This is a genomic window from Pseudomonas sp. FW305-E2, assembly GCF_058782925.1.
Window position 1 is genome coordinate 233,282 of record NZ_JBYSYE010000004.1, and the last position, 24,755, is coordinate 258,036.

General features: G+C 59.2%; 24 protein-coding genes and 1 pseudogene. 6 read left to right on the forward strand and 19 right to left on the reverse strand.

The window, feature by feature from the left end:
• Positions 1-138: 138 nt before the first annotated feature.
• Together AC3WLP_RS06220 and AC3WLP_RS06225 are read left to right on the forward strand one after the other, a co-directional pair.
• Positions 139-1,797 carry an ATP-dependent nuclease gene (locus AC3WLP_RS06220; protein ID WP_088512865.1) on the forward strand — a complete coding sequence of 553 codons (1,659 nt, stop codon included), beginning with the start codon at positions 139-141 and terminating at the stop codon, positions 1,795-1,797.
• Positions 1,790-2,968 carry a UvrD-helicase domain-containing protein gene (locus AC3WLP_RS06225; RefSeq protein WP_088512864.1) on the forward strand — a complete coding sequence of 393 codons (1,179 nt, stop codon included), beginning with the start codon at positions 1,790-1,792 and terminating at the stop codon, positions 2,966-2,968. Before AC3WLP_RS06220 ends, AC3WLP_RS06225 begins: the two co-directional genes overlap by 8 nt.
• 264 nt (positions 2,969-3,232) lie before the next feature.
• Here AC3WLP_RS06225 and mobH read toward each other — a convergent pair whose 3' ends face one another.
• Complete coding sequence (gene mobH, locus AC3WLP_RS06230; RefSeq protein WP_088512863.1) at positions 3,233-4,957, reverse strand: MobH family relaxase; 1,725 nt, start codon at positions 4,955-4,957, stop codon at positions 3,233-3,235.
• Between the two features lie 221 nt (positions 4,958-5,178).
• Between mobH and AC3WLP_RS06235 the strand changes: the two are divergent.
• Together AC3WLP_RS06235 and AC3WLP_RS06240 are read left to right on the forward strand one after the other, a co-directional pair.
• Positions 5,179-5,372 (forward strand): annotated as a pseudogene (locus AC3WLP_RS06235) (DUF7740 domain-containing protein).
• Positions 5,373-5,497: 125 nt separating this feature from the next.
• Positions 5,498-5,863, forward strand: a complete 366-nt coding sequence (locus tag AC3WLP_RS06240; RefSeq protein ID WP_088512862.1) for a histone-like nucleoid-structuring protein, MvaT/MvaU family — start codon at positions 5,498-5,500, stop codon at positions 5,861-5,863.
• A gap of 85 nt (positions 5,864-5,948) precedes the next feature.
• Here AC3WLP_RS06240 and AC3WLP_RS06245 read toward each other — a convergent pair whose 3' ends face one another.
• The 3 genes from AC3WLP_RS06245 to AC3WLP_RS06255 form a co-directional block, all read right to left on the reverse strand.
• Positions 5,949-6,887, reverse strand: a complete 939-nt coding sequence (locus AC3WLP_RS06245; RefSeq protein ID WP_088512861.1) for an ArdC family protein — start codon at positions 6,885-6,887, stop codon at positions 5,949-5,951.
• An 87-nt stretch (positions 6,888-6,974) separates the two neighbouring features.
• The gene (locus tag AC3WLP_RS06250) at positions 6,975-7,295 is read right to left on the reverse strand and encodes a hypothetical protein (protein ID WP_256596044.1); all 321 of its coding nucleotides are present in this window, start codon (positions 7,293-7,295) and stop codon (positions 6,975-6,977) included.
• A 301-nt stretch (positions 7,296-7,596) separates the two neighbouring features.
• Positions 7,597-7,962: a DUF3085 domain-containing protein gene (locus AC3WLP_RS06255; RefSeq protein WP_088512860.1), complete on the reverse strand. Its 366-nt coding sequence runs from the start codon at positions 7,960-7,962 to the stop codon at positions 7,597-7,599.
• A gap of 460 nt (positions 7,963-8,422) precedes the next feature.
• On the opposite strand from AC3WLP_RS06255, the gene AC3WLP_RS06260 reads away from it, so the two are divergent.
• Positions 8,423-8,782 carry a hypothetical protein gene (locus tag AC3WLP_RS06260; protein WP_088512859.1) on the forward strand — a complete coding sequence of 120 codons (360 nt, stop codon included), beginning with the start codon at positions 8,423-8,425 and terminating at the stop codon, positions 8,780-8,782.
• Between the two features lie 3 nt (positions 8,783-8,785).
• Here the strand turns inward: AC3WLP_RS06260 and AC3WLP_RS06265 are convergent, their stop codons facing one another.
• From AC3WLP_RS06265 to AC3WLP_RS06325, 13 genes are all read right to left on the reverse strand, one after another.
• Positions 8,786-10,324, reverse strand: a complete 1,539-nt coding sequence (locus AC3WLP_RS06265; protein WP_088512858.1) for a conjugal transfer protein TraG N-terminal domain-containing protein — start codon at positions 10,322-10,324, stop codon at positions 8,786-8,788.
• Between the two features lie 9 nt (positions 10,325-10,333).
• Positions 10,334-10,639, reverse strand: a complete 306-nt coding sequence (locus AC3WLP_RS06270) for a hypothetical protein (RefSeq protein WP_088512857.1) — start codon at positions 10,637-10,639, stop codon at positions 10,334-10,336.
• Entirely contained in the window at positions 10,636-11,991 is a 1,356-nt protein-coding gene (locus tag AC3WLP_RS06275; protein WP_088512856.1) for an integrating conjugative element protein, read from the reverse strand. Before AC3WLP_RS06275 ends, AC3WLP_RS06270 begins: the two co-directional genes overlap by 4 nt.
• Positions 11,991-12,968, reverse strand: a complete 978-nt coding sequence (locus AC3WLP_RS06280; RefSeq protein ID WP_088512855.1) for a TIGR03756 family integrating conjugative element protein — start codon at positions 12,966-12,968, stop codon at positions 11,991-11,993. The genes AC3WLP_RS06275 and AC3WLP_RS06280 overlap by 1 nt, the downstream gene beginning before the upstream one ends.
• Positions 12,969-13,188: 220 nt before the next feature.
• Positions 13,189-15,930: a conjugative transfer ATPase gene (locus AC3WLP_RS06285; protein WP_088512854.1), complete on the reverse strand. Its 2,742-nt coding sequence runs from the start codon at positions 15,928-15,930 to the stop codon at positions 13,189-13,191.
• A complete protein-coding gene (locus AC3WLP_RS06290; protein ID WP_088512853.1) occupies positions 15,930-16,349 on the reverse strand; it encodes a TIGR03751 family conjugal transfer lipoprotein in 420 nt (139 codons plus the stop codon). The genes AC3WLP_RS06285 and AC3WLP_RS06290 overlap by 1 nt, the downstream gene beginning before the upstream one ends.
• Positions 16,312-17,820 carry a TIGR03752 family integrating conjugative element protein gene (locus tag AC3WLP_RS06295; RefSeq protein WP_088512852.1) on the reverse strand — a complete coding sequence of 503 codons (1,509 nt, stop codon included), beginning with the start codon at positions 17,818-17,820 and terminating at the stop codon, positions 16,312-16,314. Before AC3WLP_RS06295 ends, AC3WLP_RS06290 begins: the two co-directional genes overlap by 38 nt.
• Positions 17,810-18,619: a TIGR03749 family integrating conjugative element protein gene (locus tag AC3WLP_RS06300; RefSeq protein WP_088512851.1), complete on the reverse strand. Its 810-nt coding sequence runs from the start codon at positions 18,617-18,619 to the stop codon at positions 17,810-17,812. Before AC3WLP_RS06300 ends, AC3WLP_RS06295 begins: the two co-directional genes overlap by 11 nt.
• Before the next feature lies 1 nt (position 18,620).
• Complete coding sequence (locus tag AC3WLP_RS06305) at positions 18,621-19,259, reverse strand: PFL_4703 family integrating conjugative element protein (RefSeq protein WP_088512850.1); 639 nt, start codon at positions 19,257-19,259, stop codon at positions 18,621-18,623.
• Complete coding sequence (locus AC3WLP_RS06310; RefSeq protein ID WP_088512849.1) at positions 19,256-19,657, reverse strand: TIGR03750 family conjugal transfer protein; 402 nt, start codon at positions 19,655-19,657, stop codon at positions 19,256-19,258. The genes AC3WLP_RS06305 and AC3WLP_RS06310 overlap by 4 nt, the downstream gene beginning before the upstream one ends.
• A 7-nt stretch (positions 19,658-19,664) precedes the next feature.
• Positions 19,665-20,042 (reverse strand): TIGR03745 family integrating conjugative element membrane protein, encoded by a 378-nt coding sequence (locus AC3WLP_RS06315; RefSeq protein WP_088512848.1) that lies wholly within the window; start codon positions 20,040-20,042, stop codon positions 19,665-19,667.
• 16 nt (positions 20,043-20,058) lie between these two features.
• Positions 20,059-20,298, reverse strand: coding sequence for a TIGR03758 family integrating conjugative element protein (locus tag AC3WLP_RS06320; protein WP_088512847.1), 240 nt, complete (start codon positions 20,296-20,298; stop codon positions 20,059-20,061).
• Positions 20,285-20,620, reverse strand: a complete 336-nt coding sequence (locus AC3WLP_RS06325; RefSeq protein WP_088512846.1) for an integrative conjugative element protein, RAQPRD family — start codon at positions 20,618-20,620, stop codon at positions 20,285-20,287. The genes AC3WLP_RS06320 and AC3WLP_RS06325 overlap by 14 nt, the downstream gene beginning before the upstream one ends.
• 135 nt (positions 20,621-20,755) lie before the next feature.
• Between AC3WLP_RS06325 and AC3WLP_RS06330 the strand changes: the two genes are divergently transcribed.
• On the forward strand, positions 20,756-21,772 hold the full coding sequence (locus AC3WLP_RS06330) for a type IV pilin N-terminal domain-containing protein (RefSeq protein WP_088512845.1): 1,017 nt from the start codon (positions 20,756-20,758) through the stop codon (positions 21,770-21,772).
• A 94-nt stretch (positions 21,773-21,866) separates the two neighbouring features.
• Here AC3WLP_RS06330 and AC3WLP_RS06335 read toward each other — a convergent pair whose 3' ends face one another.
• Both AC3WLP_RS06335 and traD read right to left on the reverse strand, forming a co-directional pair.
• A complete protein-coding gene (locus tag AC3WLP_RS06335) occupies positions 21,867-22,595 on the reverse strand; it encodes a TIGR03747 family integrating conjugative element membrane protein (protein WP_088512844.1) in 729 nt (242 codons plus the stop codon).
• 24 nt (positions 22,596-22,619) lie between these two features.
• On the reverse strand, positions 22,620-24,746 hold the full coding sequence (gene traD / locus AC3WLP_RS06340; RefSeq protein ID WP_088512843.1) for a type IV conjugative transfer system coupling protein TraD: 2,127 nt from the start codon (positions 24,744-24,746) through the stop codon (positions 22,620-22,622).
• Between the last annotated feature and the right edge of the window lie 9 nt (positions 24,747-24,755).

Sequence of the window (24,755 nt, forward strand, 5' to 3'; positions counted from 1 at the left end):
GAAATCGTGAGCGCCCGGGAGGGTGACATGTCGCAAGAAATCATGGGGTAGCCGATAGACAGTGTCCAGAGGGGGGTTGTACTGTCTGTGCGAAAGTGGCGCTAGGCCACTACTTGCCGGCTTCTAGAGGGAATTAGAGTGCGTGTTAAATCGATCAAGCTAACCAATTTCAAGAAATTCAAAGATGACCACCTTGAGTTCAACGACGATGTGAACATATTTGTCGGCGATAACAATGCCGGTAAGAGCACCATTCTGGAAGCTTTGGAAATCGTTCTTAACTACAACTACCGGGGTCGTCCCTTTGGCACCGAGTTCACGCCAGACATTTTTAATAAGGACGCTGTCCAGCAGTTCCTGGATTCCGACAAATCGGCCAACTACCTGCCTAGGTTGGTGATCGAGGCGTTCATCGACGGCGTGCCTGATTATCGCGGCGCGAACAATTTCTTGAAGGTGGATGCCCAGGGCGTCACGGTGCAAGCGTGCTTCGATGCCTCACTTGAGGACGTCTATGCCGACTACCTGAAGACGAAACCCAACATCACTAGCATTCCGATCGAGTTCTACAAGCTGGAGTGGCTGGATTTCGGATGGAACCCCATCAAAGCCGTGGCCAAGAAATTCAGGGCGTTGTACATCGATCCGACCCGTATCCACCCGACCTTGGGTAAAAATCAGTACATTTCGACCATTCTGAACACCGCTTTGGATAAGGAAGAACTGGTCAAACTGACGCTCAACTATCGTGAAAATCAGCAGGTGTTCAACGATTCGGGTGAGGTCAAAGCGGTCAATGCGGGCTTGGATGCAGATCACCTAATCACTGACAAGAAGCTCTCCATTGCAGCGAGTACCTTGCCAGCTGGGTCTATTCAGACCGGGCTTCAGCTTGAGGTGGATGACGTGCCATTCCAGTTTATCGGGAAGGGTGAGCAGAGCAATGTGCAGATCAAACTCGCCATTCAAAACAAGTCGAAGGATATCGATCTGGTAATGATGGAGGAGCCGGAAAACCACCTCTCGCACACCAATCTCAACAAACTGGTGCACTACATCGAGAAGCAGCGTGGCACCAAGCAGCTGTTCCTTACGACTCACAGTTCGTACGTTCTTAACAAGCTGAGCATCGACAAAATCTGTCTTGTGCAATCAGGCTACCAGCGTCTACACAAGCTGGATCCCGATGTCGTCAAGACCCTCAAGCGGTTGCCAGGCTATGACTCTTTGCGCGTGGCGTTGTCGCGGAAGGTGATTCTGGTAGAAGGGCTGTCCGATGAGTTGGTGCTCAAGAAAATTTACTACCGCAAGCATGACCGTCTACCGGAGCAGGATGGCATAGATATCATCGTGGTTCGCGGAGTCGGGTTCGATACCTTTATCTCTGTTGGTAAAGAGATTGGTACCCGTATCAACGTCCTCAGGGACAATGACGGTGACTATCAGAGCAACGTTGTGAAGGCCCGAGACGATTATGCGGCCTTTGCAAACATCAAGCTCATCTCCTCAGCCAAAGACGAGGAATTCTCGCTTGAGCCCGCAATGATTTACGCCAATGCGACTGACCTGAAAACGCTGAACGCCTTCGCGAAGGAAGTGCTATCCACGCAAACCTTCAATCTCTACAAGGAGGAAGCCGGATTGGATAAACGTCGCGTATTTCTGATCAATTGGTTCAAAAGCGTCAAGGGCAATGGCAAGGGGGCGCGCAAGGTCGATTCGGCAATCAAGCTTTTCGATGGGAGCCTGGATTTCAAGTATCCGGCATTTCTGGATGAGGTGTTCGACTTTGGCTAATGAATTTTGGATCGCTGGAGCCGGGTCAGGCAAAACCCACAAAATCATTGAAGATGCTATCGAAGTCATCAAGGCGGGTGGACGCGTGTTGGTCGTTACCTACACGATGAGCAACCAGGCCGAGTTGCGTTCTCGCTTCGTCGAGGTGTACGGCAGAAGCTGTGACGATTTTGTCGTCAAAGGTCTGTTCTCTTTCTACTTGGAAGACATGGTGAGACCGTACCAACACTTTGTGTTCCCTCAGCGTATCACTACGACAATGTTCACGGAGCAGAACCCTCACCTGATCCCGGGTACGAAGACCTGGTTTCCCAATAGAGGGGAGAAGACCGAGGACGGCTTGAACCCGCTCCATTATCTGACCTCTTGTAAGACAAAAGCCTATACCGGCTTGCTCGCGAAATTGGCGACGAGGGTCTCGGCTGCGTCTAAGAATGCTCCTGCTAAGCGGCTGAAGGAAATTTATCAGCGGGTCTTTTTCGATGAGGTTCAGGATCTGGTGGGCTGGGATTACGACGTCATCAAGGCGCTGAGTAAGGTCATGCCTGACTCGATTTGCTGTGTCGGTGATTTTCGTCAAACCATTTACACGACTACGTTCGGCCATAAGGCGCCGGAAACGCCGCTGCAGAAGATCCAATACTTCCAGCGCTTGAAGTTTGAACAGCGCTCGCTGCCGAAGAACCGTCGATGCATCCAGGACATCTGTGATCTGTCCGACACGATTCACCCCGGTCTTTATGACAAGACTCTATCAGAAGTAGAGAACGTTCCTGATGAAGTGGCCCACCACTATGGCGCCTTCGTCATCAAACGCTCACAGGTGAGCGAGTATCTCGCTGCGTTCAATCCTCAGGTCTTGCGATGGTCGTCGTCTATGGGCAAAAGCTATTTGCCGCCTAGCATGCCCTGTCATACCTTCGGCTCCAGCAAAGGTCTTGGGTTTGATCGCGTTCTGATTATTTCTCCGGACAAACATCTCAAGTATTTAGGCGGTGACCTTAAGGTTTTCGATAAGGACAAAACGGAGGAGTCCAGGAACAAGCTGTACGTGGCTATCACCCGCGCGAGGTACAGTCTTGCATTCGTGGTCGACGATGAGCATCTGGAAAGTATTCAGTTGCCGCTTTGGAATGGTATGGGGCAAGCCGTTGCTGAGCTGGTGTTTTAGTCATGGACGAAGACAGGCCTCCCTTTGATGGCGGCTTGACTGTGGCTTCATTGCATCCGGGAGTGAAGATCGCGGTCTCGAACGCACGGTGCCCCTCGCTGGCCCAGAGTGCAGAAAGGTTCCCATAGCCCTGCCATAATCCGCGTGACTTAGCAATGCTATTATCGATAACCGAGCGATCATGGGCATCGGAAGCTCAATGGCGTGAATTATCGCGGTTAGGGTGAATACGAGCGCAACCAGCTTCCATCGCAGGGTGCGTAACTACCCAGATATTTGCAATGAAAGGAATGGGTTTGCAGTTGGAGTGACATCGGCAATGCTTGCTGCTTCGAGAATAAGGTAGCCATTTAGGAGGCTTGTTTTGCGAGGCCCTCTTACCGTGCAGGTCCATATGTTCTGTCCGTTAGCTCGTTTCTGATGAATTCCCAGCCTCTCAAAGTGACGTTGAATGTGGCGCCAAGGTGCAATCTCATCGTCCGTTTTCGCCTGCTCCGGATGCTCCGCGGCGTAGCGTTGGAAAATGCCCGGAGTGACCAGGAAAAAAGTACCCTCCACGGTGTGGACTTTGGCCTTGCTGTCGTTAATCACCAATCGATGACTGCGCAGACCGTCGCGCAGCCACTCTAGAAAGGCCACTCCGATGGTATCCTGGGGCGGTGTAGTTGCAGACTGCTCGCTTCTAGTGCTTGAGTTGGTCTCAGGCTGACGCGGCTCCTCCAACATATTCATCAGATCGTCTAGGTAATCGAAATCCTGAGTCTGGGGAGCGGCGGCCGGCCGCGTCTTATCCGCGGCAGTTTGCGGCCCAGCTGTACTCGGTTCGCTGGTTTCACTAGTTGGCAGGGGGGCGACCGTCATCGGTTCAATCGTGCCGCTAAAGTAGTCTGGTCGGAGCTCATCGGCCCAGATCAGACTCGGCTGCAGGCGAAGGAAGGTGAAGCGATGCTGCCAGTCACCGTCCGAGACAGTGGCGTTCCAAACCGCTTTGCTTTCCGGTGTCGCTTCCACCAAACCATGTGACTGCAGCTCATCGAACAAGGCGATGTTGGAGGTGGGGATACCGTCCACAGCCTGGGCCAGTAGATGTGCGCGCAGTTTGTCGGTCGTGGTCTTGCTCACCAGCCACAGGTGGTCTTCGGTCAGCCAGCCGGCTGCGCCGGGCTGGTTGAGCTTGAACTCGTTCTTGACGAGATGGCGCAGTCCCGTTAGCAAGTGGTGCTGCAGGGAGTGCTTGGGCGCCTGCAAAGCCTTCGCAGGATTACCACCGATGTTTTGCGCGGTGGAGACCCGGTCAGCCTGCAGCACCAATCCCCCGAGGGTCCCAGCATGCTCGTAGTGGTCGGCGAGCAGAAACAGCAATTGACTCCACAATTCGGGGTAATCGCTGAGCCAGTCGAGCAGGGCGGGCGATAGGATCTGCGTATAGAGCAACCCCGCCGCGGCACCGTGCAGCTTGTAATCGCGGCCTGGGTGGTAGCGGAAACGGTAGGGCTGGCTCAGCGGGCCGTGCCAGGGGTGCCAGCGTTCGGCATTCTGACACTCGACCTGCAGGTCTACGGCGATTTTGCCGATGTCATGGAGCAGAGCACCATAGGCAATCGCGGCGCTCCAGGCATCGGCCTGAGCGGCTTGGTCTTCCGGTGCAGCACCGCTGGGAAGTAGATAGGACTGGCGTAGCTTCAAGCTGCAGGCCACTAGTTCCAGCCCGTGATCGAGCATGCCCCCGGGATAGGCGTGATGATGGCTTTCGCTGGCCGGGAGTTGCTGTACGAAGCTAGCGTAGCGGCGGATGGGCTCGAGGTAGAGCCGATCAAACTGCGCTTCGGAGAGGGCCGTGTATTGCCAGATGCATTCGAGCAGCTTTCTCCGGTGATCGGCGGCGAGTAGAGATTCGGCCGACTGGGGAAGCAGGAAGCCCTCGATGGAGGTAGTGGGAGTGAGCTCTGCCGTCTCACCTTTTCTAAATTTCAACCACCAGTGTTTCATCGCATGACCTGCTGTTCGTTCGGAAGGTCCTTTTGCCTTTTCGGATAGAGCTCTTACCCTTGCGCCCCCTTCCATTGCCGCCGTTACCCTTTACCGCCTTGGCCTTTTTCGCGCGTGTGATAATTCGAAGCCAGACACATCGGGATCGGCGGCCGATCGGAATAGCGGTCCCTTTGTTCAGGGCATAGACGCCCGGCATGATTTCTAGAGCAGGGGCGCTGATGACGTTGAGTGATGCGGTATTGGTCGTGTTATTGGCTGATCGGATTCATGGCACGGATGCGGCCATCCGATCTGCGGCCAAGCGCTGTGCGAAAAACTGCCCCGCAGCTAGCGCGATATCGTGTTTAAGATCGGGAACAGCGCAAACCCGAGGCAACTTGTGGCGCACCTGTGTCAGCACTTGCCTGATTGAGTAACTAGGCGAGGTCGTTTTAACCGGCACCTCGCAAGAGCGCGTGCGCTTTAAGTAAACCCTCGGCTAAATCCGCAGTCTCAGTTATTATCCCAGCACTTGTCTCACACCTAGGAACATCATTCATGTCCAAACTTGCCGAGTTCAAAGCACTGGAAGCCCAACTGGCCGCGCAGCTGCAACAGCTGGATGCCATGAAAAACGACTCCGGTTTGAAGCAGGAAATCGAGTTTGAACAGAAACTCAAAGCGTTGCTGGAACAATACGGCATGGGCCTGCGCCAGGTGATCAGCATTCTGGATCCGGCCAAGGGCTTGAGCGTATCGACCGCGAGTGCGTCCAGCAGCAGCCAGCGCAAACCTCGCGAAGTGAAACGCTACAAGCATCCACAGAGCGGTGAGGTTGTGGAAACTAAGGGCGGCAACCACAAGATCCTCAAACAGTGGAAGCAGGAGCACGGCTCGGACATCGTTGAGAGCTGGGTGCAGTAATCACTGACTTACTGACAGCGGTAAAAGTCGCGCTGCAGACATAATAAAGGCCCCGAATAGGGGCCTTTTTGCTGGGTGAGTAGAATTACGCGGTGAGACGAGCTGGCGTATCCGTGGCTTGATCAGACTGCAAGGCCAACAGGTACTCAGAGGCTTCCCGAGCCTGACCACTGGCGCGGAAAATGGCTCGTTTGTCTTCCTTGAGTATCTTCAGCCAGGACGCCAGGTATTCCTCGTGACGCAACTCACCTGTGGTACCGGTGAGCGCGCAGAGAAACGCGGCGCCCATTTCTGCGACCAGCTCCTCGAAGGCATACGCCGTGGAGCCGAATGCATGCCCGCCGGTGATACCTTCACGGTTCAGACGAGTACGATGGCCCGACCAGTGCGTCAGCTCATGCAGAGCCGTTGCATAGTAGCTGCCGACGTCTTCGAACTGCGCCTTCGTAGGCAGTTGGATCAGATCACGGATCGGCTGATAGAATGCGTCATCGCTGTAGCGATGCTCGATGAGCGCACCGCTGGCGACCAGCAGTTGCTCGGCCGGTTCATGATCGATGAAGGTCGCCGGCTCAGTGTGCTCGGTGGAGGCTGGCTCCTCGTCAGGCAAGCCTTCGGTCTGCTCGATGTTGAACAGGCAGTGCGTGCGCAGGAGTGCGAACTGCACCAATTTGATGTTGCCCTGTTCATCGCGAACGACCTGGCCGTCCTCGTCATGCGCCTCCTTGCTCATCGGTTTGTACAGTACCGCGAGGGTGGATTGCTCGCCCTTGCGCACATGGCCGCCAGCCTTGCGTGCCTGATTGAAGGTCAGCCAGCGATCCTGGGTGAACCCTCGCAGGCGGGCCTCAGCCCACAACAGTGGAACGTTGATGCCGGCGTAGGGCCGCCGGGTAATGGCGTTGATGGGAAATGGGGAGTCAGCGCTCGTACCTGTGGTGGTCCAAGGTTTGATCCAGGGGATCACGCCCTGGCTCAGGGCACTGATGATCTTGTTGGTGACGTCCAGATAGATATCGGACATGGCGTTCTCCGGTCGTGAAGGGGGGAACGCTGCCCGGCCGGGAAGGGTTCCCGGTGGGGTAGAGGGGCAGTGATGGTGGTAACTGGGTCAGAGGGCGGCGATGTCTACCGCGCTCTCATCAGGCAGTCGGATGAGCAAAAAAGGTGGGCAGTTGCGTGGTGTGACGCGAGCCAGCTGAAGCTGCGGCAGATGCGCAATTTCTGAAGTGCCGTTGCTCAGCAGGTCGAGTTGCAGTTCTATGGGACGGTGCAGGGCAAGCGGTGCAGAAGTCAACGCGCTATTGAGTAGTTTTGCCAAGCGCAGTGCGGACTGTCCAACCGGCTCCTCACCTGTGGCAGGTTCAATGAACTGCCGCCAGACGCCTGGGCTCAACACAATGGCAGTGGAGAGGTGGTTCATCCTGGACATGGTGGCCTCCGGTTAGCAGATTCCGCGTCACCTTTTTGGGGTTTGGTGTGCATTGGCACGATTCGATTCGATCAACCCACCGAGCAGGTAGGGTCCGTCCATTAAAACGCGCCTGAACGTGGGGTCAATCTCCGATCCTGACCTCATTTGAGCGGGCCTATCCAGGGATTTCCAAGGAAGACTTTCGGCCCTTCAACTCCTGACCAGCGGCGATCTTCAGTCACTCTGGACGTAGTGTGAAATGCCTCCCGAAATACCCGCTAGGTGCCTCTCGGGAAGCGCAAAGTGCTCGCTTTTACGTTCAAGGTTTTCCCGCAGGATCGACTTCGGCGGCCAGGTACAGGTGGGTGGAGGTGGCCTCCACCACCAGCGATCCTGCAGTGCCACGAAGGCTGGAGAGAACGGGATCCTCGATGTCAAAGTACTCGGCAAAATCATCGCCGCCGAATTCATCGCGGGCGCGATTCCACCAGGTGTCAAAGTCGTCGACGGCAGGGTTGCAACCGGTGGCGTAGGCCACGCGTTGACGACCACCGCCATTCGGCTCGCTTTCACCGATCTCGGACATGAGATAGACGCCGTGGTCTTTGACCAATACCACTCTGCAACCGTTGATACCGGCCTCTGCCAATACGGCGTGAAGTTCATTGCCTGTGAAACGCAGCATGATGAGATCCTCCAGAAGGTGCGGAGGAATGCCACCCATGCGGGAGAATTCCCAGCACTGGAATGGATTGGGTTAGGTGCGTCGAAGACGCGGGCTCAGAGAGCTACGGGGATTAGAAGGCGTTCATCACCGGGGAGCGGTGACCATGCGAGCTGCCGAACGCGAATCGCATTTGGGGATAACCATCACAAACGTGACGTAGCCTCAAAGGTTATGGCTACCTGGGTTGCTGGAAAACCAGCGATTGCACAACTGGTGTAACAAGCGAAACGAACAGCGTCAATGTGGTTTTGGTATGAATTTCAGGCACAGGTCCACTGAGTGCTACTGGCGATAATCGGCGACTGCTAGGTGATCAGCGGTCATTGAAATCGGCGGCAGAGGAGTAAGCTAAAGCTTGGATCCAAATTAGCTGTAGCGGCTTAACTTCGAGCGAAGTGACGGCTAGGGAGGTGATCAAATGTCGACTCTAGCTCCTGCCAGTTCCGGCCGGACCGGCATCGGCAGGCATTGCATACGCGCTGCGGTTGGAACTGGCCGGATGTTGAAGCGACTCGAAAGGATGGTGCTGCACTCCAGTGCATTAGAGTCAGTGCCTTTCAAGTATCGGCAATTCGGGTTGTTGATTTTCAAGTTGTTCCTTGTCCTCGCGCTCGCGTCAGTTGCGCTTTTCCTCGCGATTGGAATGCTTGCTCTCTGGACAATCGCGGCACTGCCTATAGCTGAATCAGATGATGAGCCTGATATCTTTGACGTGAGTCATCCTCGTCATCGTTTCAAGTATCCTGAAATGTATGACGACCACGGATCATTACGTTGATTTTTACTTGAGCTTCCGCATGCCGCCGATGACTTGAGATGATCCTTTTCCAGCTTGAAGCTTGGCGCTCTCCGCGCCCTGAGTAAGTAAGCTTTGAACGTTGCTGCCAACGTTGTAACCAGCCCAGCTCATCGCGCCTAGGAAAAACATCGGCAGCACCACGAACATAGCGCCCATTACGTACTCGATCACCTGTGCAGTAACCGTCCCGTCCATGATTCCTGCTGTCGGCAACGACAACAGCGCCTGGTCTGTGGATGAGACCTGGTTGTATAGCGTTTCCAGCATGCTCGAATCGACCCAGCGCGCAAGCTCCCACCAGAACGTCAGCATGTGCAGGGCGAACAACGCGAACGTGATCGTCATGAGCGCCTTGAGCTGGTAGGTGCTGATCAGCAGCACCAGCGGCAAGCTGATGATCGTGCCCATGATCAGGAAGGCTTGAACCATGGGTAGGGCGGCACGCAGGGCATTCATCGCCGGGAAATTGCTGAAAGAACCCAGGGCCAGGCCGGTATTGGTGGCCAGGTTGTTGAGCCCTTGCGTCAATGAACCGCCCCGGGCGCTGCTGCCATAGTCCTGGAACACCTCCCCAGGCGCCATGCTCAACGATTGCTGCCGCGGGCTCACTAGCTCGCGCAAGGTCGCGTCTTCGATCTCTGTCGATGTACGCCCAGTCAGCCAGCCCCGCAGTTGCGACATCAGCGAAGGATCGACCTCGGCCACCAGTCGATCGCGCAGTCCGACTGTTGCATCACCCCACCACTGCTTGCAGGTGGGATAACCAGCACTATTGTCGAGCTGGGGTAGCGAGGTATCTCTCGTCTCGTCGTACGGCCAATCGAGCCTGGGCATTCGCGAGCGATCGGTATCGTAGTAACCCGGTGTATTGAGCAGGTAGGTCGAGCCGATCCAGGACGCGTCGTAGCTCTGCGCTTCGTCGAGTTCAGGGCGATTGGTAAAGAGCCGTGAGCGCGAAAAGCCGTAACAGTCCCGAGTGAAGTCGGCGACCTCCTGCAGCAGTACCTGGTCGTTGATCCGCGAGCTGTCGATCTCCATGCGCATCGCACGGATGTCCGGTGCGCAGGGGATCGACGCGGTCGCGGCGGCGGTGATGCCTTTGCTCATGGCATGCACCAGGAACCACCACACCGGGACATTCGCTGACTTCTCGCCGATGGTGTTGAAGGTTGTGCCCCAGGCCGTGTCCGCGGGCTTCGCCATAGAGACGCCACAGCGCTGGCTCGCCGCATCGTCAAAGCTCACGGATGAAAGGTTCAGCGGGAAAAACGGCATGCAGCCAAACAATATGACCACGTAGCTCATCCACAGCCGGTTCTCGACGCGAGGGATCGACAACAGCCCCTTATTGCCCTCGTCGGCGCCTTGCTGACGGGCGGACAGCCATTCCTGCAGGATGATCGCGCCGAACGGAGCGGCGAACAGCCCGGTGTCCGCCAATGTGTTCCAGATGCCGTTATTGATGATCCAGGCCAGCAGTGAAAGGTAATACTCGAGGTAGCTGTTGGTGCTCATGTTCATGGTTGCGCCTCACACGCGAGACAGTTCGACCAGGATGATCGAGCTGAAGCCGATCAATCCCAGGCGCTTCAGCCGTTGTTGATCTGCAGGCGTGGGGCGCCTGCGCAACGCTGCGGCCCAACCGGCAATAAACAGGGTGTACAAGAGCGCGCGCCAGCACGCGAAGTAGGGCGTTGTCCCTCGTGCAGGTTCGAGCCAATTGAACTGGGTCACGGACAGGTGCAGCGCCATCCAAGCAATCAGCAAAATGCCCAGCATGGCGCCGAGGATCATCAGCACACGTGCGAGCGTGGATCTCACCGAAATCACGATCATGGCGTGCTTCTCTCCTGTTCGGCTCGGCGCAAACGGTCCGGCTCCGGATCGCGCTGATCTATGCTACGCGAGGCGTCGGCGCCGCCGGCGTGGCGATCAAGGACCAGGCTAGCGGTATTGGTGGCCAGCGCCTGGCGTACCTGCAGTTCGGTTTGCAGCAGGCGTATCTCGCGCTCGAGGGTTTCGACGCTGCCGTTGAGGGCGCTGGTGGCGGGCTGCGCTGAGGCCACATTGGGTTCGTGGCTGCCGGCGAATAGGGTACGCTGCAGCAGCATCGCCTTGTAAATGACGCTCGACAGGGCGGTCTCGCTGGCCAGGCGTCGGGCCAGCAGGTTCTGGTCGGGGTCGTCGCGTAGCCCCTCGATGACACCGCGGGAGACCTGCAACAACGGGCTGGAGACCTTGCCCAGGTTCTCCGGTGTTGGCTGCTCGGTGCCAGAAACCATACGTTGCAAGCCTTCAAGATTTTCCATGTAGGTTTCCTGGATCAGCGGCGACAGGCCGGTGCCAGCGGTTACCCGCAATGTCTCGCAGTCGTCGCAGGTCTGAACCTCGGTTTCCCCGAGCACACGCTTCGCCCATTCGGAGGCCTCCTCGGGACTCGACCAGGCTTGGCAGATGGCGCCATTTTGGCAACCCGAACCCAGAGCTGAGGTATCCTCGACCGCCCGGTTGTGCAGCAGGTTGTAGCCGGCTTTGACGACGTCCGACGTCACCCGGATGGGTTGCTGGCCGTTGCCACCGGCTTTTTGCCCACCGACCCAACTGACGCCGTTGTTGCCGTTATTGGATTCGGTGTCTTTCACTGCCGTCACGGCGTCACCGCCGGACTGCTCGAGGTTGTGCTGCATCTCCTGGTTCTGCGCCAGCGCGCCCCAGCCGGCCTGGTCGACCTTGTCGGCCATCTTCGCCGCCATTGCCTGGCAGGTGAGCTTGGAACGGTCAAAGTCGATCCGCCCCTGCAGAACGCCATTACTGAGCAGCTCATAAAGCCCGGGATTGGCCCGCTGGATGATCATCGCCGGCAGGGACATCACCGCCTGTGTGGCGTTCTGAATGACGTTGCCCATAATCTGCTGGAAACCCTGGGTGGCGCCATTGAGCTGGTTCTGCAGGGTGTTCGAGAGGTTCATGTTCCCGCACATCATATTGGCGCGCCATGACATGCCCACACCAAGGCCATTGGGTCGGTAGAGCGAGGAGGGCGCTCCCGCCGCCGAACCACCGCCGATGGTGTACATCACCCGGTCGTCCAGCACCGGAGCCTGGTCACCAAGGTGGTAGCCGTTCTCGGCGGCGTGGCCCACGGCGTGGACGAGGAAGCACAGCAATCCGAGCGAGAGGGTCTTCATCATTGGCCTCCGTCAAAATCGATGCTGAACAGGAGGGTCTGGCCCATGCGCTGGCAGCAGCGGTACGGCCGCCACAGCGACCAGGCATAGGCGCCTTCGGCGCTCTGGATCGTTGGGCTGGGGAAGATGGCGCAGGTGCTTTGGATCACCGGCGTGAGCAATTGCCAGCGGTGGTTGTTGGCGTTGTTCTCCATCACCGGCTGGGGTGGCCAGTAGCCGGGAGCGGGCATCGGCTGCAACGGCCGATAGACGTGCGGCTGGCCAACGCGGGTGATGAAGTCACTGGCGCGTTGCGCCATCACGGCACCCGCCTTGAAATCGTCGGGCTGCACCAGAAAACCGTGGCGTGGGTAGACGCTACCCCACATGTCGCCGAGTGTCTGGTTGCCGATCTCGCGCATGCCCGGAACCAGTGCTTTCGGGTAGACAGATTCAGGAATGGCCTGGCGCCACGCCAGCGGGTCGAGCGTGCTGAGGTAATAGGGTGCAAACGGCACGGCACTGCTTGGGCAGGCATAGCCGAACGTATGCGCCAGGGCGGTAAGGGCAGCTCCGCCAGGGTGCCCGATGCCATCGACATTCTTGAACCGAGGCAGGTTATCGCGCTGCAGCGAAGGCGTGATGAGGTTGCCACCGCCTTGGGATGCTGACGTCGGCATCGACAGTGCGGACATCTCGCTCCAGGGGTTGCCCCCGGTGTCGGCGTAGCTCGACACCACCAGCTCGGGAATGAAATGACGGATCTTCGGCGAGGTGCGCACCGTGCAGCCGAACGGCGTGCACAGCAGCCAGTAGCAGATCCCGACGACCCGGTATTCCAGGCACTGCAGCGAAGTGACCGAGGCGATGATAGTCGGGGTGGTCAGTGCCAGGCACTGCTCGGTGGCGACGAGCAGAACCGCCGCAGTGAGTGCACGACTTCGGCCAGTCTTCTTGGGCATCGGCGATCTGCAGCGGGTAGAGGCGGTCACGTTCATAGGCAACGCTCGGCTGGTGGCAGCGGTGTGCATCCGTGCGCCAAGTTTCAGCATCCCGGAACCGGCACTGGAGGAGGGGAGACAAACTGAGCCCGGGTTGATCGGTTTCGTCTGGCGGCTGATTTAGCAGAGCAAGTCAGGCAAAATAGCGAAGAGTACAAATGTGCTCTTGTCGATTTTTGCTTAGCTAAGGGATTGCGAACAGTCCTGGCAGTAACGTTCACGACATACCGCGCAGGCGATCAATCTCCGCCGCGATCTGCATGGCGGCCTCCAGCTCGGACTGCTGGAGCTCTTCCATCAATCGCCAGCGCTGGGCTTTCTCCTCGGGCTCGGTCATGGCCAGTGCGAGGTACAGGCTCGGCGGCACGGCGCGGAACAGTGTTTCTAGGTTCTTCGACAGGACTACGCCCTCGGTGTACTTGCCCGAGGCCTTGCTCGCGGAGAGCAGCAGCGCCTTTTGCGCCGGCGTGAGTTTCTTGAAGCGGGCGATTTCCTCGATTTCCGCCGGCGGCATGTTCAGGCAGATCCACCACTCGATCATGTTGAGCATGGTCTGTGCCGCGTCGGGGAAGTCGGCCAGGTTCTGCGTGGCCAGCCAGAACCAGGCACCCAGCTTGCGCCACATTTTCGTGCCCTTGACTACAAAGGGGGCGAGTAGCGGATTCTTGGTGATGATGTGGCCTTCGTCTGTGACCATGATGATCGGACGCCCGAGGTACTGGTCGCGCTCGGCCAGGTTGTTCACCGTGTTCATCAGGCTGATGTAGCTGATCGACATCTGCGCTTCGTAACCCTCACGGGCGTAGGTGGCGAGGTCGACAATCGTCACATCGCTCTCTGGCCAGGGCGTGCCGGGCCGGTCAAACAGCGTGCCTTCGAACCCTTGGCAGAACAGGTCGATGGACTCGGCCATCTCCTGGGCGCGCTCCCGGCGTTTGTCCGGCAAATGGGCGTCGCTGGCGACCTGGCGCAGGGCATTGCGGACATGACGGGTCAACACCTGTTGTTCGGTCGCTGCGCAGTGCTGGGCGGCATCGAGGATGCACTCTCGGATCAGGCTGCGGTCCGCGCGGGTCAGGCGCGCTTCTTCCTTGGCTTCACCACCGGTGATCATCAGCCGCGCGGTGATCTCCAGTTCGCCCAACACGTCGCGCTGCTCATCACTGTCCGGCGTGGTCTCATCCAGGTCTTCGGTCGACAGGCTGGCCACCTGGTCCGGGTGCTCGATCAGCCGCCGGGCATGGGCGAACGGCGCCAGGCTTACATCACTGCCTGGTTTGAGCTGCACCTTGTTGACGGACAATCCGAGCGTGGTGAAGTAATCGCCTTGTAGGCCAAAGGAGTTGCCCGCTTCGACAATAAACAGCCGCGGCCGGTACACGGCCATGACCTGCATCAGGATTGAGACCAGGGTGGCCGACTTGCCGGCGCCGGTCGGACCGAACAGCAGCAGGTGGCCATTCATGGAGCGGTCGAAGCGAGACAGCGGGTCGAGCGACAGCGGAGCACCCCCGCGGTTGAAGAAGGTGATACCTGGATTGCCGGTGCCGATGCTGCGCCCCCAAAGCGGCAGCAGGTTGGCGACATGCTGGGCAAACAACAGCCGGGTGTACCAGTTGCGCGTGTCTCGTGCCGGGTTGTAGACCATCGGCAGCCAGCGCAGGTAGCTGTTGCAGGCGGCCACTTCGTCGCCCTCGCGCACCGGCTGCAGGCCGGCGCCGAGCAGTACGTTGGCGGCCTGAGTCGAGCGCTGGCGCAGCTGCTGTTCATCCGCACCGCGCAGGTACAACGCCAGCGTGCCGCGGTACAGCTTGTGCTGGCGCCCAATCAGCGCGCGCGCTTCCTCCACGTCCTGGCGGGTCTGGGTTGAGGCGAGGTTTTCGCCGATGGCTTTGCGCGCCAGACGGTTGAGCTGCTCCTCGAGTACATCCTGAGGCGTGATCACCAGGGTCAGGCTCATGACCGCCTGCTCGGGCAACTGATCGAACAAGGCGTTCAACGCCTCGCCTTTACGCGTTTCGCCGGTCAGCTGGCCGATATGCGGCGGCCTACGCAGCTTGTCGACCACCATCACCGCATGGGGCTGTTGATCGAAGTACCATAAGCCCTGTTCACTATCGGAGCGCGGCTCCTGGAAGAACAGCCGCTCGGCGAAATCGTGGTCGAATGGCAGCGGCAGCTCCTCGTTGTCCTCCGTTTCCGGATAGGGCACGCGTCGATAGAACGCCGCTGGGGACTCGTCGGTGAGGGTAGGGAAAGGGTTGAACCAAGGTAGCAACCAGGCGTAGAAGTCGCGGCCGATCAACCGGCGTGGGCTGACCCCGCAGGCCTGCAGCGAGGCCACCAGGCGGTCGCAGGTGCGGCTGAGCAGCTGATTCGGGCTCTGCCCGTCATCGTCACTCTGGTCCCCGAGCCAGCGGTAGACCACCAGGCGAATCCGCCGATTGCTGCCGCGCCAGGGCAGGTGGGACACGACATGGTCGTCGAACAGCCCGCCCGGTTTAGCGATGGCCTCGAGGTGACGTTGCATCGAAGCGAGGAAGGCTTGGGTAAACGGCGTGCCGCGAGCCCTCGGTGCGATATAGCGCTCCAGGCGTTCGAGGTACGGGGCAAAGTCACTGTCGTCCTGGCAGAAGAACTGCACCACCCAAGGCGCCTGGTCCAGTTCGTCGAAGCTGTCCTGCAGCGCATCCTCCAGGGCGTCGCGGGCCGCCATCAACCACTCGGGCTCACGGCCCTCGGTCCCGATCGGCTCCAGCTCGAACGCAGCGCCCACGGAGCGGTTGTCGTCGAGTAGAAAACACTGCTCGTCCTCGAGGTACTCGACCCAAGGCAGGTGATCGGCAAAGCTGGGATTGTGCGCATACTGGGCGGACTCGTCGGCAAGCGTCGCACGCCGGCGCTGCGCCTCACGCCAGGGCTTCCAGCGTGGCGGGTCGGGACTTGCGTCATCGGCCATCACAGATCGTCCAGCCGTTCGCCGGGCAGCGCGTACTGGACCTTCTCGTACAGCGGAAACACGGTCGAGTAGCCTGGCACCGGGGCCTGCTGGGTTCCGGCCAGGTGCGGGTACACGTACATGACCAGGTCCGGGTTGGGCAGGCGCGGGAACTGGGCGTGGATTTCGTTGGCAGCCGTTCGCGTGTAAGCGTTCTGGTCACCAATCAGGCGCTCAGGGTCGAGCACCGGACGCCGCAATTCGCCACGCGCTTCCTGCAACTGCTGCTGGGAACCGACGGAGCCACCACCATTCCAGATGTCCAGCATGGTTTGATCGCCGTGGGGCAGCATTTCCTCCTTGCTCGTGGAGCAGCCGCTCAGGTGTAGGGCGAGCAGTAGACTAATCCAGATCCAGTACCGAGACGGATGGGCTTTCATGGTTCACTCTCCGGCCTTTCGGCTCGTAGTCGATGCTGATCTCGTGATCCAGGTGCAGGGCCACCTTGGCCCCGGGCGGCACGTAGATGGCGGCGAAGGCTTCGCCATAGAGCTTGTTGATCCACTCCCGGATATCACCAATGCCACCGCTGATAACCGAGTTCAGCGCGCTGTTACCGCTGTTCTGGGTCAGGCCCAGGCTGCCGCTGGCCGAGTTGATGAACGAGGTGTTGGTCTGCTCGCTGCCCAGGGCCGCGGCGAAGCCGGCCCCCGCTGCGGTGATCAGGCTCTGGCTGCCCAGGTATTGCTGGGCGTTGGAGCGGCGCTCCCCAGAAATGCAGGGAATGCCGTAGGGATCGGAGATGTAGCCCAGCCCGCCACGGATCTTCTCGGTGTCCGAGGTCTGGGCGCTGCTGCGATTGCGGCTGACGACCTTCTGCGGCTGTGGCACTGTGCGGACCGTACCGTCACTGAAGACGAGGGTGATGGACTCGACCTGGCCGCGCACGCAGGACAGCGTCCAGTCGCCAGCGGCGGTGCCGCTCATGACCGCGCCGACCACATCCGGCAAGTCGATGCCGTTGGCGGTGAGGTTGTCCGGGCCCACCAGCACCTTGAACGGATAAGGGTCGTTCACGATGCCGTCCACCGGCACCCGGCCAATCAGCGCGGTCATGGTGATCGAGCCCATCAACGTCGAGTTCTCGGGGAGGGTGTAGACGGGCTTGGCGCCCTCGGCGCGGTCCTGGGCATTCTCCAAGTCACGCTCGCCTTTGGCGACGGCACGCAAACGGTCCTGGCCACGGTCGATGGCGTTGTTGTCCAGTCCGTGCAGGTCCTTGAACGTCGACGTCAGCGATGACAGCGGACCGTCAGCTTTGCTGGCGTCGCCTTGGTCGGCGCGGGCATTCGACGGTTCGATCCACTGCACTGCGTCAGCTGGCTGCTGAGCCCCCGAAAACTGTTGCTCGTCGCCGGGCTCAAGGCCGAAGCCTGCGGGGACATCGGACTTCGCGGCCGGCTTGCTGGTGAGCTGGTCCTTGAGCCTAGACAGCAGGCCCTGGGTTTCGCGGTGCTGCTGCTCAGCCTTCTGCCGGGCATCGTTAGCCTGCTGGCGCTGCTCGGTGACCTGTTGGGTGACGCTGCTCAAGGTGCTCTGTATACGCGTGTCGATATTGCCTTCGCGCGAGCGCAGCCGGTTGTTCTCGGTTTGCAGCGCATCGTTGCCTTTCTTCAGCGTCTGCATCTCACTGCGCATCGCTTTGACCTGGCCGATCAAAGTAGCCACTGTGTCGCGCGGGGTATCGCCTGCGATGCCCAGGGCCTTGGCTTGTTCCGCACTGAGCGTGGTTTTGTCCGGATCGCGAGCGTGCTGGCCGTCCGGAGGGGCCATCCAGGATTTGCCGATGATCAGCACGATGCCCAGCAGGACCCCGGGTACCAGCCATCTCAGCAGGCCATTAGCTTTCATGATCGGCAGCCTCTGACGTTGGCGGGGGCAACAGCATGGCGTGCTTCAGATCGCTGCCGCGGGTGACGAGGTAGGCCACGGTGGTGTCTTCTGGCGTACCTGGGAGACCAAGGTCTGCGTGCTGGAACGTCGCGGCGTACAGCGTCGCCTGCAGGTGGCGCGGGTCCAGCGCGATCTTGTCGGGGCCGCGGTTAACGATCTTTACCGCCGTTACCCAGTAATCGCCCAACCGCCACGCAGCAAGCGCCTTGATCGAAACCCGCTCGGTGGGCAGCAAGGTGCTGAACGCGATGGAGTCGGTCAGCGGTACGCGCCGTACACCCGGCAATGGCGCCACGGTACGCAGAGGCGCATAGAGGTTCTGTGCGGCATAACGGGTAAGCACCACCGGTACCGGCGTCGCCGCGGGTGGTCCATCCTTCTCGATCTGCGTATCCGGCGCCTGAGCCTTGGTCACGATCTTGACCGGCTCCAGTGACTCGCTGCCTTCGAGGGCTTCGATGTCGATCAGGATGATGTCGCCTGACTTCACGGACTGCAGTTGCAGCCGGGTAGGGGGCAGCGCTTCTGCGGCGCGCAGATACACCGTACCGCCGACGGACTGCACGCGCAGTTTGCCGGCGATCGCACTGGGCAGCCCGACGCGCACGTCTTCATCGAGCATCAGCACCCGTTCTTGGCCCACCGTGAGCGGAACGGCCAAGGGCAGGCGGTCCCAGTATTTGACCTCGACGGCGACGGCGCCGACCGCTGAACACCAGCCACTGGCCATCACCAGAATCAGGATCAAGACACGCATATCACGCACCTCCCGGCAGCGCCAGCTTCTGCGGTGTGCCTTCGTAGCAGTCCAGGGCCAGGCCCCACTTGTTACGTTCAGGATCGACGTCGAAGCGCACCACCCGCAGCGGATACCGCACCACAACGCGTTTTACCGGCTCGGCGGCATAGTATTCGTCAGCGTTGAGGTCGAGCTTGACCAGCCAGCTGTGCTTATCCAGCTGTTTCACGCGCAGGTCGGGGTCGTCGCTGTAGCCGCGGCCCAGCACCTCATATACCCCACGCACCCGGCCGCGCAGTTCGCCGGCGGCCTTGCGATAGTCGAAGTCGCCGTCGAAGAACGTCTTGCACGCGGGCGTCAGGTAGGGCTGCAAAGCAAAGATGGCACGGTGGTAGTCGACCTCACCGTCGGTGGGCCAGCGGTTGAGTTGGCCGAAGATGTACAGGGCGAAGGCGTAGATGTTCTCGGGCGGCACATCCCACCACTTGCGCGTGCTGCCTGAGCGCAGATCAGGCGGTACGTGAATAGTGAGCTCGGAGGGCGCGGCCTGCCAGCCGTACCACAGCCCGCCGCACAGGAGCGCCAGGATGGCCAGAGCAAGGCGCAGACTGAAGATGTGCGCCTGCTGCGCATCCACCTTATTGCGGAAGCGGCTCATGGGTTGGCTCTCCTATGCCGGCGCGTACGGCGCACGGTCCACGGCCCCGAATGCAGGATCAGTTGGTGGGTACCGATGCCCCAGTGCACCGCCAGGTGCCACTGCAGGCGCCGGTACAACCAGGTTTCCGGGCGGGCACGCTTGGCCCGGCGCAGCAGCTTGCCGCCGCCGAGCAACACCAACGCCATGCAGAGGAACATGCAGGTGGGGAGGGTGGCGATGGAGGCGGTAGCCACCGCCAGCGGCGCACCGAAGATCACACCAAGCCCGGCACCGACGATCAGGGCTACCCACATCTCGTCGTTGGTGAGGCCGCGCAGGACGGCCGGGTCACGGTTGAGGCGTTCCGGGAGGAAGGTCAGTGTGCCGTCAGGCAGCGTGGCAGGGGTGTCGGACATAAAGACCTCACAGAATCGTCGCGGCTTTGGTGAGGAACCACAGGATCACCACCACCAGCAGCGCGCCGACCCCAACCACGGCACCGAGGTCTTTCCAGGTCTTGCGCTGGTTCTGCACGTCGGCGTAGACCGTGAGCGAATGCCAGGCCACGCCCAGGAAGGCGAGGGTGGCGATCAACAGGCCGAGCAGGATGCCGCCGTCGTAGGCGTAGTTCTTGATGGTATCGATCAGTCCTGAACCTTCACCCCGGGAGGGCGCTTCCATGGTCGGCAGGTCGGCCCTGGCGAACGTCGAACTCAGCAAAGCCAGACCGCCGAACAGGACTTTTGAACAGGTATCCCGCAGCAGCAGAAGCGGGCGGTAGTAATGGTGAAAGATTTTCATGGCACGGTCTCCGGGGTTACGACAGCATGAAAAACATCAGCACGATCAGGGCGAGGGCCAGCCGCAGCGTGCTACCGCCTAGCACGCCGAAATTGAGGTTGCCGGCCGCCCAGCCGCGGTAACCGGTCCACAGGGCCCAGGTGCACCAGAGCAACGCGAGCACCAGCACTGATGAGCGCCACAGCACCGAACTGAGCTGCGGGGTGAACCCGGCCACGGCAGAGAACGCGCTAAGTTGGGCGTCAGTCATGCTCATTGGAGGAACTCGAGTGAAGCGCTTCGGTACGGTAGTCGCCGCTCAGCTCGACCAGGTCAGCTGGCTGCGCGCGGGAAGGCGACAGGTAGTTGTGGATGCCTTGGCGCACGCGCTTGAGGTCAGCATCGAACCTCAGATAGTTGAAGCGGTATCTATTTTCGTCGATAGGACCTTGAGCTCTGGCTGCGCGCTCGGCTAATTTCTGTGTGACAATTACCTGCTGCTGCAATAGTCGTAGGTCCGAATGCTCACGCAAGGCTTGCGCACTGGCGTTGAACGTCAATAAAACAGCAATTATCGGAAGATAGGGATTGGATTTCATGGCTGAGTCCAGTTCGATACCTGGTGCCACGGTGCTCGCCGAATCAGCCTTCCGCACCCCTTAAAAGGATCGTCAATCGGTCGATTTAGGCTATTCATCTGCTTGGGCAGCTCTATTGGGCTGAACGGACAGCCCATGATTTGCGACTCTATGGGCAAATCAGTAAGAGAGGTCAAGGTGTTCTGGTTATTGATATATGTGTTGTTTGCTGCTTTTTTTTATTTTCTTCAGAGGTTTGTCAATAGACCTCTGTTCGTTCGCACAAAAAATCATCATTTTCCGTGGAAGCTTAACTACAGTGTGCGCTACTGGGGTGTGCAGCAATGGTTGGCGCTGATCATTTCCTTATGTTTGCTGTGTGTGCTCGGATTACTAGTTCTGCACTACCGAGGATTTGACATAAAGGTAGCGGGGCGTTGGTTTTTGTTAGTGCTTAGCCTAAGTTCTTTATGCTTGGCTGTTGTTCGACTGAAACTGGTAGAGGTCTATAGGCTGCACAAGGGATGGCTAGCGGCTTTTGCAGCGGTGATTACGCTGGGATTAGGTATTATGGCCAGCGCGGAAGCAGATGGTTTCATTCTTCACCACACTCGTGTAAGTCCTGGCAATTTCCCAGTAGGCCAGAAAATTTTGACTTTGGCTTGGCTCGCTTATATTTGGTACTGGGGAGTAAGTCTGTTGGTCTCTATAGTTATTCTGCTCGGTGCCGTACTCGGAATGTTCGCCCTAGGTATCAATAGCAATCCTTATCGACATCCTGCAGCCATAGATGACTCAGTGCGGTTTCGCCCTAATAAGCGATATCATGAAGAAAGCTGGGTGGGTATGACGCTGCTGGTTGGCTTAATTTATACGGCTATTTCCGTAACATCATTGTTGTTGGAAAGTGCGGGACCCAGGCTGCGCGAGGTGCAGCATGAATTATTGATTTATGCTGCTTTTCATTTGCAGCCAGAGGACTGCGCAATGAATGATCTGCCGCGAGGAACTCAACTGGCTGTGATCAGTGCTAAAGAGGTGGTGGTCGCCCGTCCAGCTGAAGAAGGTTATATTTACGAAACGCGGAGCTGTAGGGTTAAGAGTTTGGCGGAAGTGAAGGAAAATCGCGAGAAGTATATTCGTCAGGCTCGGGCTCGAGACAATTATTTTTGAGTTAATTTTTTAGGTTGTGGTGCCGTATTTGGTTGTTTTTTGATTAGGCGCCGATTGGGGTAGGCGTTGAGTAGGGTACATGGCTGACCTGGCCTCAAAGATATTTTTTGAATGTAGCAGCGGTGAGCGACACCATGCAACCTAAGAGGAGAGCACAAGGTATCAAGACGAAGGCGGGATTGAATGTCCAAGGCAGAGAAAGATAGATAACCCAGGGGCTCATCATCAGTGGTAGCAACGTCCGCTTCGCTCGATGGTAAACAAAACTGCTCTCCCGGCCCGCCCCGAACTTCCGCAGATCGCGCCGCATCAAGCCATCGACTGCGCCGGTGAATACTGAGAGCAGGAATAGTGGGGTGGCCAAAATGAGTACGGCCAGTCGCACCACGAAAGTAAAGACCGTAAACAGCGCTGCCAGTAGGTAGTTCTTCATCACAACATAGACCTGGGCAAACTGCCCTTGCAATGAGGGTTCTCGACTGAGCAATTTCAGCTGGGTGTCGGATTGCGCCCATCCTGAGCGCACCACGACCCAGTCGTTCAGGTGTTCGAGTACCTTCGCCGTCGCTTGTGCTGGTTCCTGCACTAGTAGCGAGTTCTTGAAATGGCCACTCAGCCAACCCAATTCGCTCAGCCACATGGCATGGCTGTGGTGCCAGCCCTGTTCGGGCCAGAACCACAGCATGCCCATGAACTCCAGCACGATGGAGACAATCAGCGAAGCCAACAGCAGGCCGAGCAGCCGCAGACAAAGCTCAAGCGTGCCAAAGACGAGCCCTGGATGTCGTTGCGCAGGAGGCGGGCTGGCTGGAGTGGTCGGCATAGGGTCTTCGCAATACTTGGTCGCTTACGGCACCTGCCTGCGCCCTGGTGGAGGGATCTCTGGATCGAAATCGGCCGTGGGTGCACCTCCCGCGCTACTCCACCAATTCCCCGCATTGGCGTTATAGGACTCACGCATACGCGCGGCCAGGGTCTGCAGATCTGCTGGCATCGCATCATCGGTGGTCGGTTTCGGTAGCGGCATACGGACCTTCCACAGTTGCCCGCCTTCCTGGAACGAGAACATTTGCCCCTTGGGTAGGGCGATGATGTGCGCGGGTTCGATCAGTGGTACGGCGGTGGTGGTGACCCGATCCTGCGAGGAGGAGGTGAAGTCGGTACGAGCATCCGGATCGGCGGTGTCCGTCGCACCTGAAACCAGGGTGCGTGTCTGCACGTTGACCTTGGGCAACTGGTTGGTCAGCAGTTCAGCCGTCGCGGTTTCCCGCACGCGCAGCATCTGCAGGGTGTTGAAGTTCCCGATGACCTGGCCGGCCTTAGCACGGTTACCAATACGTGCCTCGATGTCGCTCAACGTTTGGGTGTAGGCGGTGACCTGAATACCGGCACCGCCGCCCTTGTTGATCAAGGGGATAAACTCATCGCCCATCAGTTCGTTGAACTCGTCGGCGTGCAGGTTGATCGGCACTTTGTCCGCGGCACTGGAGGAGCCTGGCAGGCCGTGATCGATGCCATGTTTGTAGATGTGGCCAGCAACGGAGACCAGGTCGGCGAACATCGAGTTGCCGACAGCCGCGGCCACTTCTGCATCTGACAGCGCGTCCAGGCCGACATAGACGATGCCGCGTTTGCGGATAACCTGTAGCCAGTCGAAGATCGGTCGCGGATCATCCAGGTCGGAGTAATTCGGGGCCAGCAGTTGTGCAGTCTTGCCGCTGGTGAGTTTTTCCAACAGTGGCAGCAGCGACGCCACGATCTTGTCGAAGTAGGTGCGGTCATAGCGCACGGCCGAGCGCAGCCCGTCCATGACGGGGTCGAAAATGCGCTTGGCAGTCAGATATTGCTCGATGGCAACCACGAGCTTTTCCCGGCCAACCATGTGCCGCGGGATGTTCTTCTCGTTCAAGCGGCCCTCGATCTGCACTATCGCTTCCCAGGCCTGCGGATCATGCCTGGCGAAGAAGTGTTGGGCATACTCGATGAACAGCGCATCAATGTTCACCACATGGCGTTGGATCTGCAGGTAGTCCGGGCGCCGGCCGAGCTCGATCAGCGCCCTCGCGATGATGTTGACGAAGCGCCAGGCGAACTCCCGGAAGGCCGCCGAATTGCCCTTGCCACTCAACTGGCCGGCGATCCGGGTGGCCACTTCTGAAATGCGCCCGAAGCGACCGATGGCGTTGTAGCGTGCGGAGATTTCCGGCCAGCCCAGGTGGAACACATAGAATTCGTGCTCACGGCCGGCGCGACGCGCCTCGACATATATGCGCTTGAGCAGGTCGGCATCGCCCTTGGGATCGAAAACGATGACCACCTCCCGGCTTGGTCGGTGAATGTCCTGGGTGATATACACCTCGGCCAGGCGAGTCTTGCCCACCCGTGTGGTGCCCAGCACCAGGGTGTGCCCGACCCGTTCGCCGAGCGGCAGACTGGCTTCCTGCTCCTTTGGTTCGACGCCATGCAGCAACGGCGAGCCACCCACCGGCGGTAACGGACGCACAGGGTTGAAGGGGCTGTCCCAGGCGGTCAGCCGGGGCAGCAGCGACAGCCCCGGCGGGGCCTTCTCCAGTAGCTGTTCCATCCGTCGCGCCCACTGGTGGGCAGCCGACTGGTTGACATAGTGGGCCAGCGCCGGGTCCTGAGCCTCGAGCAGGCGCTGCGTGTGCAGGCGCGTCCAGCGAAAGCCACGGCCCATGAACAACCGCTTGCTGCTCACCGGAATCTGCCGGCTGGTCAGCGAATAGCGCGGCAGGCGACGGATATTGCGCCGGTAGCGCAGAACGATCCGCGCCTCGTTGAGCCTCTTCAGGCCGAACGCAGTGTAGGCCAGCGCCATGCCAGTCCCTACCTCAGGCGACAGGGCCACGGCCCAAGGCGAATGGAGGCACAGGGCACCGGCGCCGGCGCAGATGCCCACGGTGTACAGTTCCACCGCCGGGCGCAGCAGGGATTCCATCGCGTGCTCGCCCATAACGTGCCC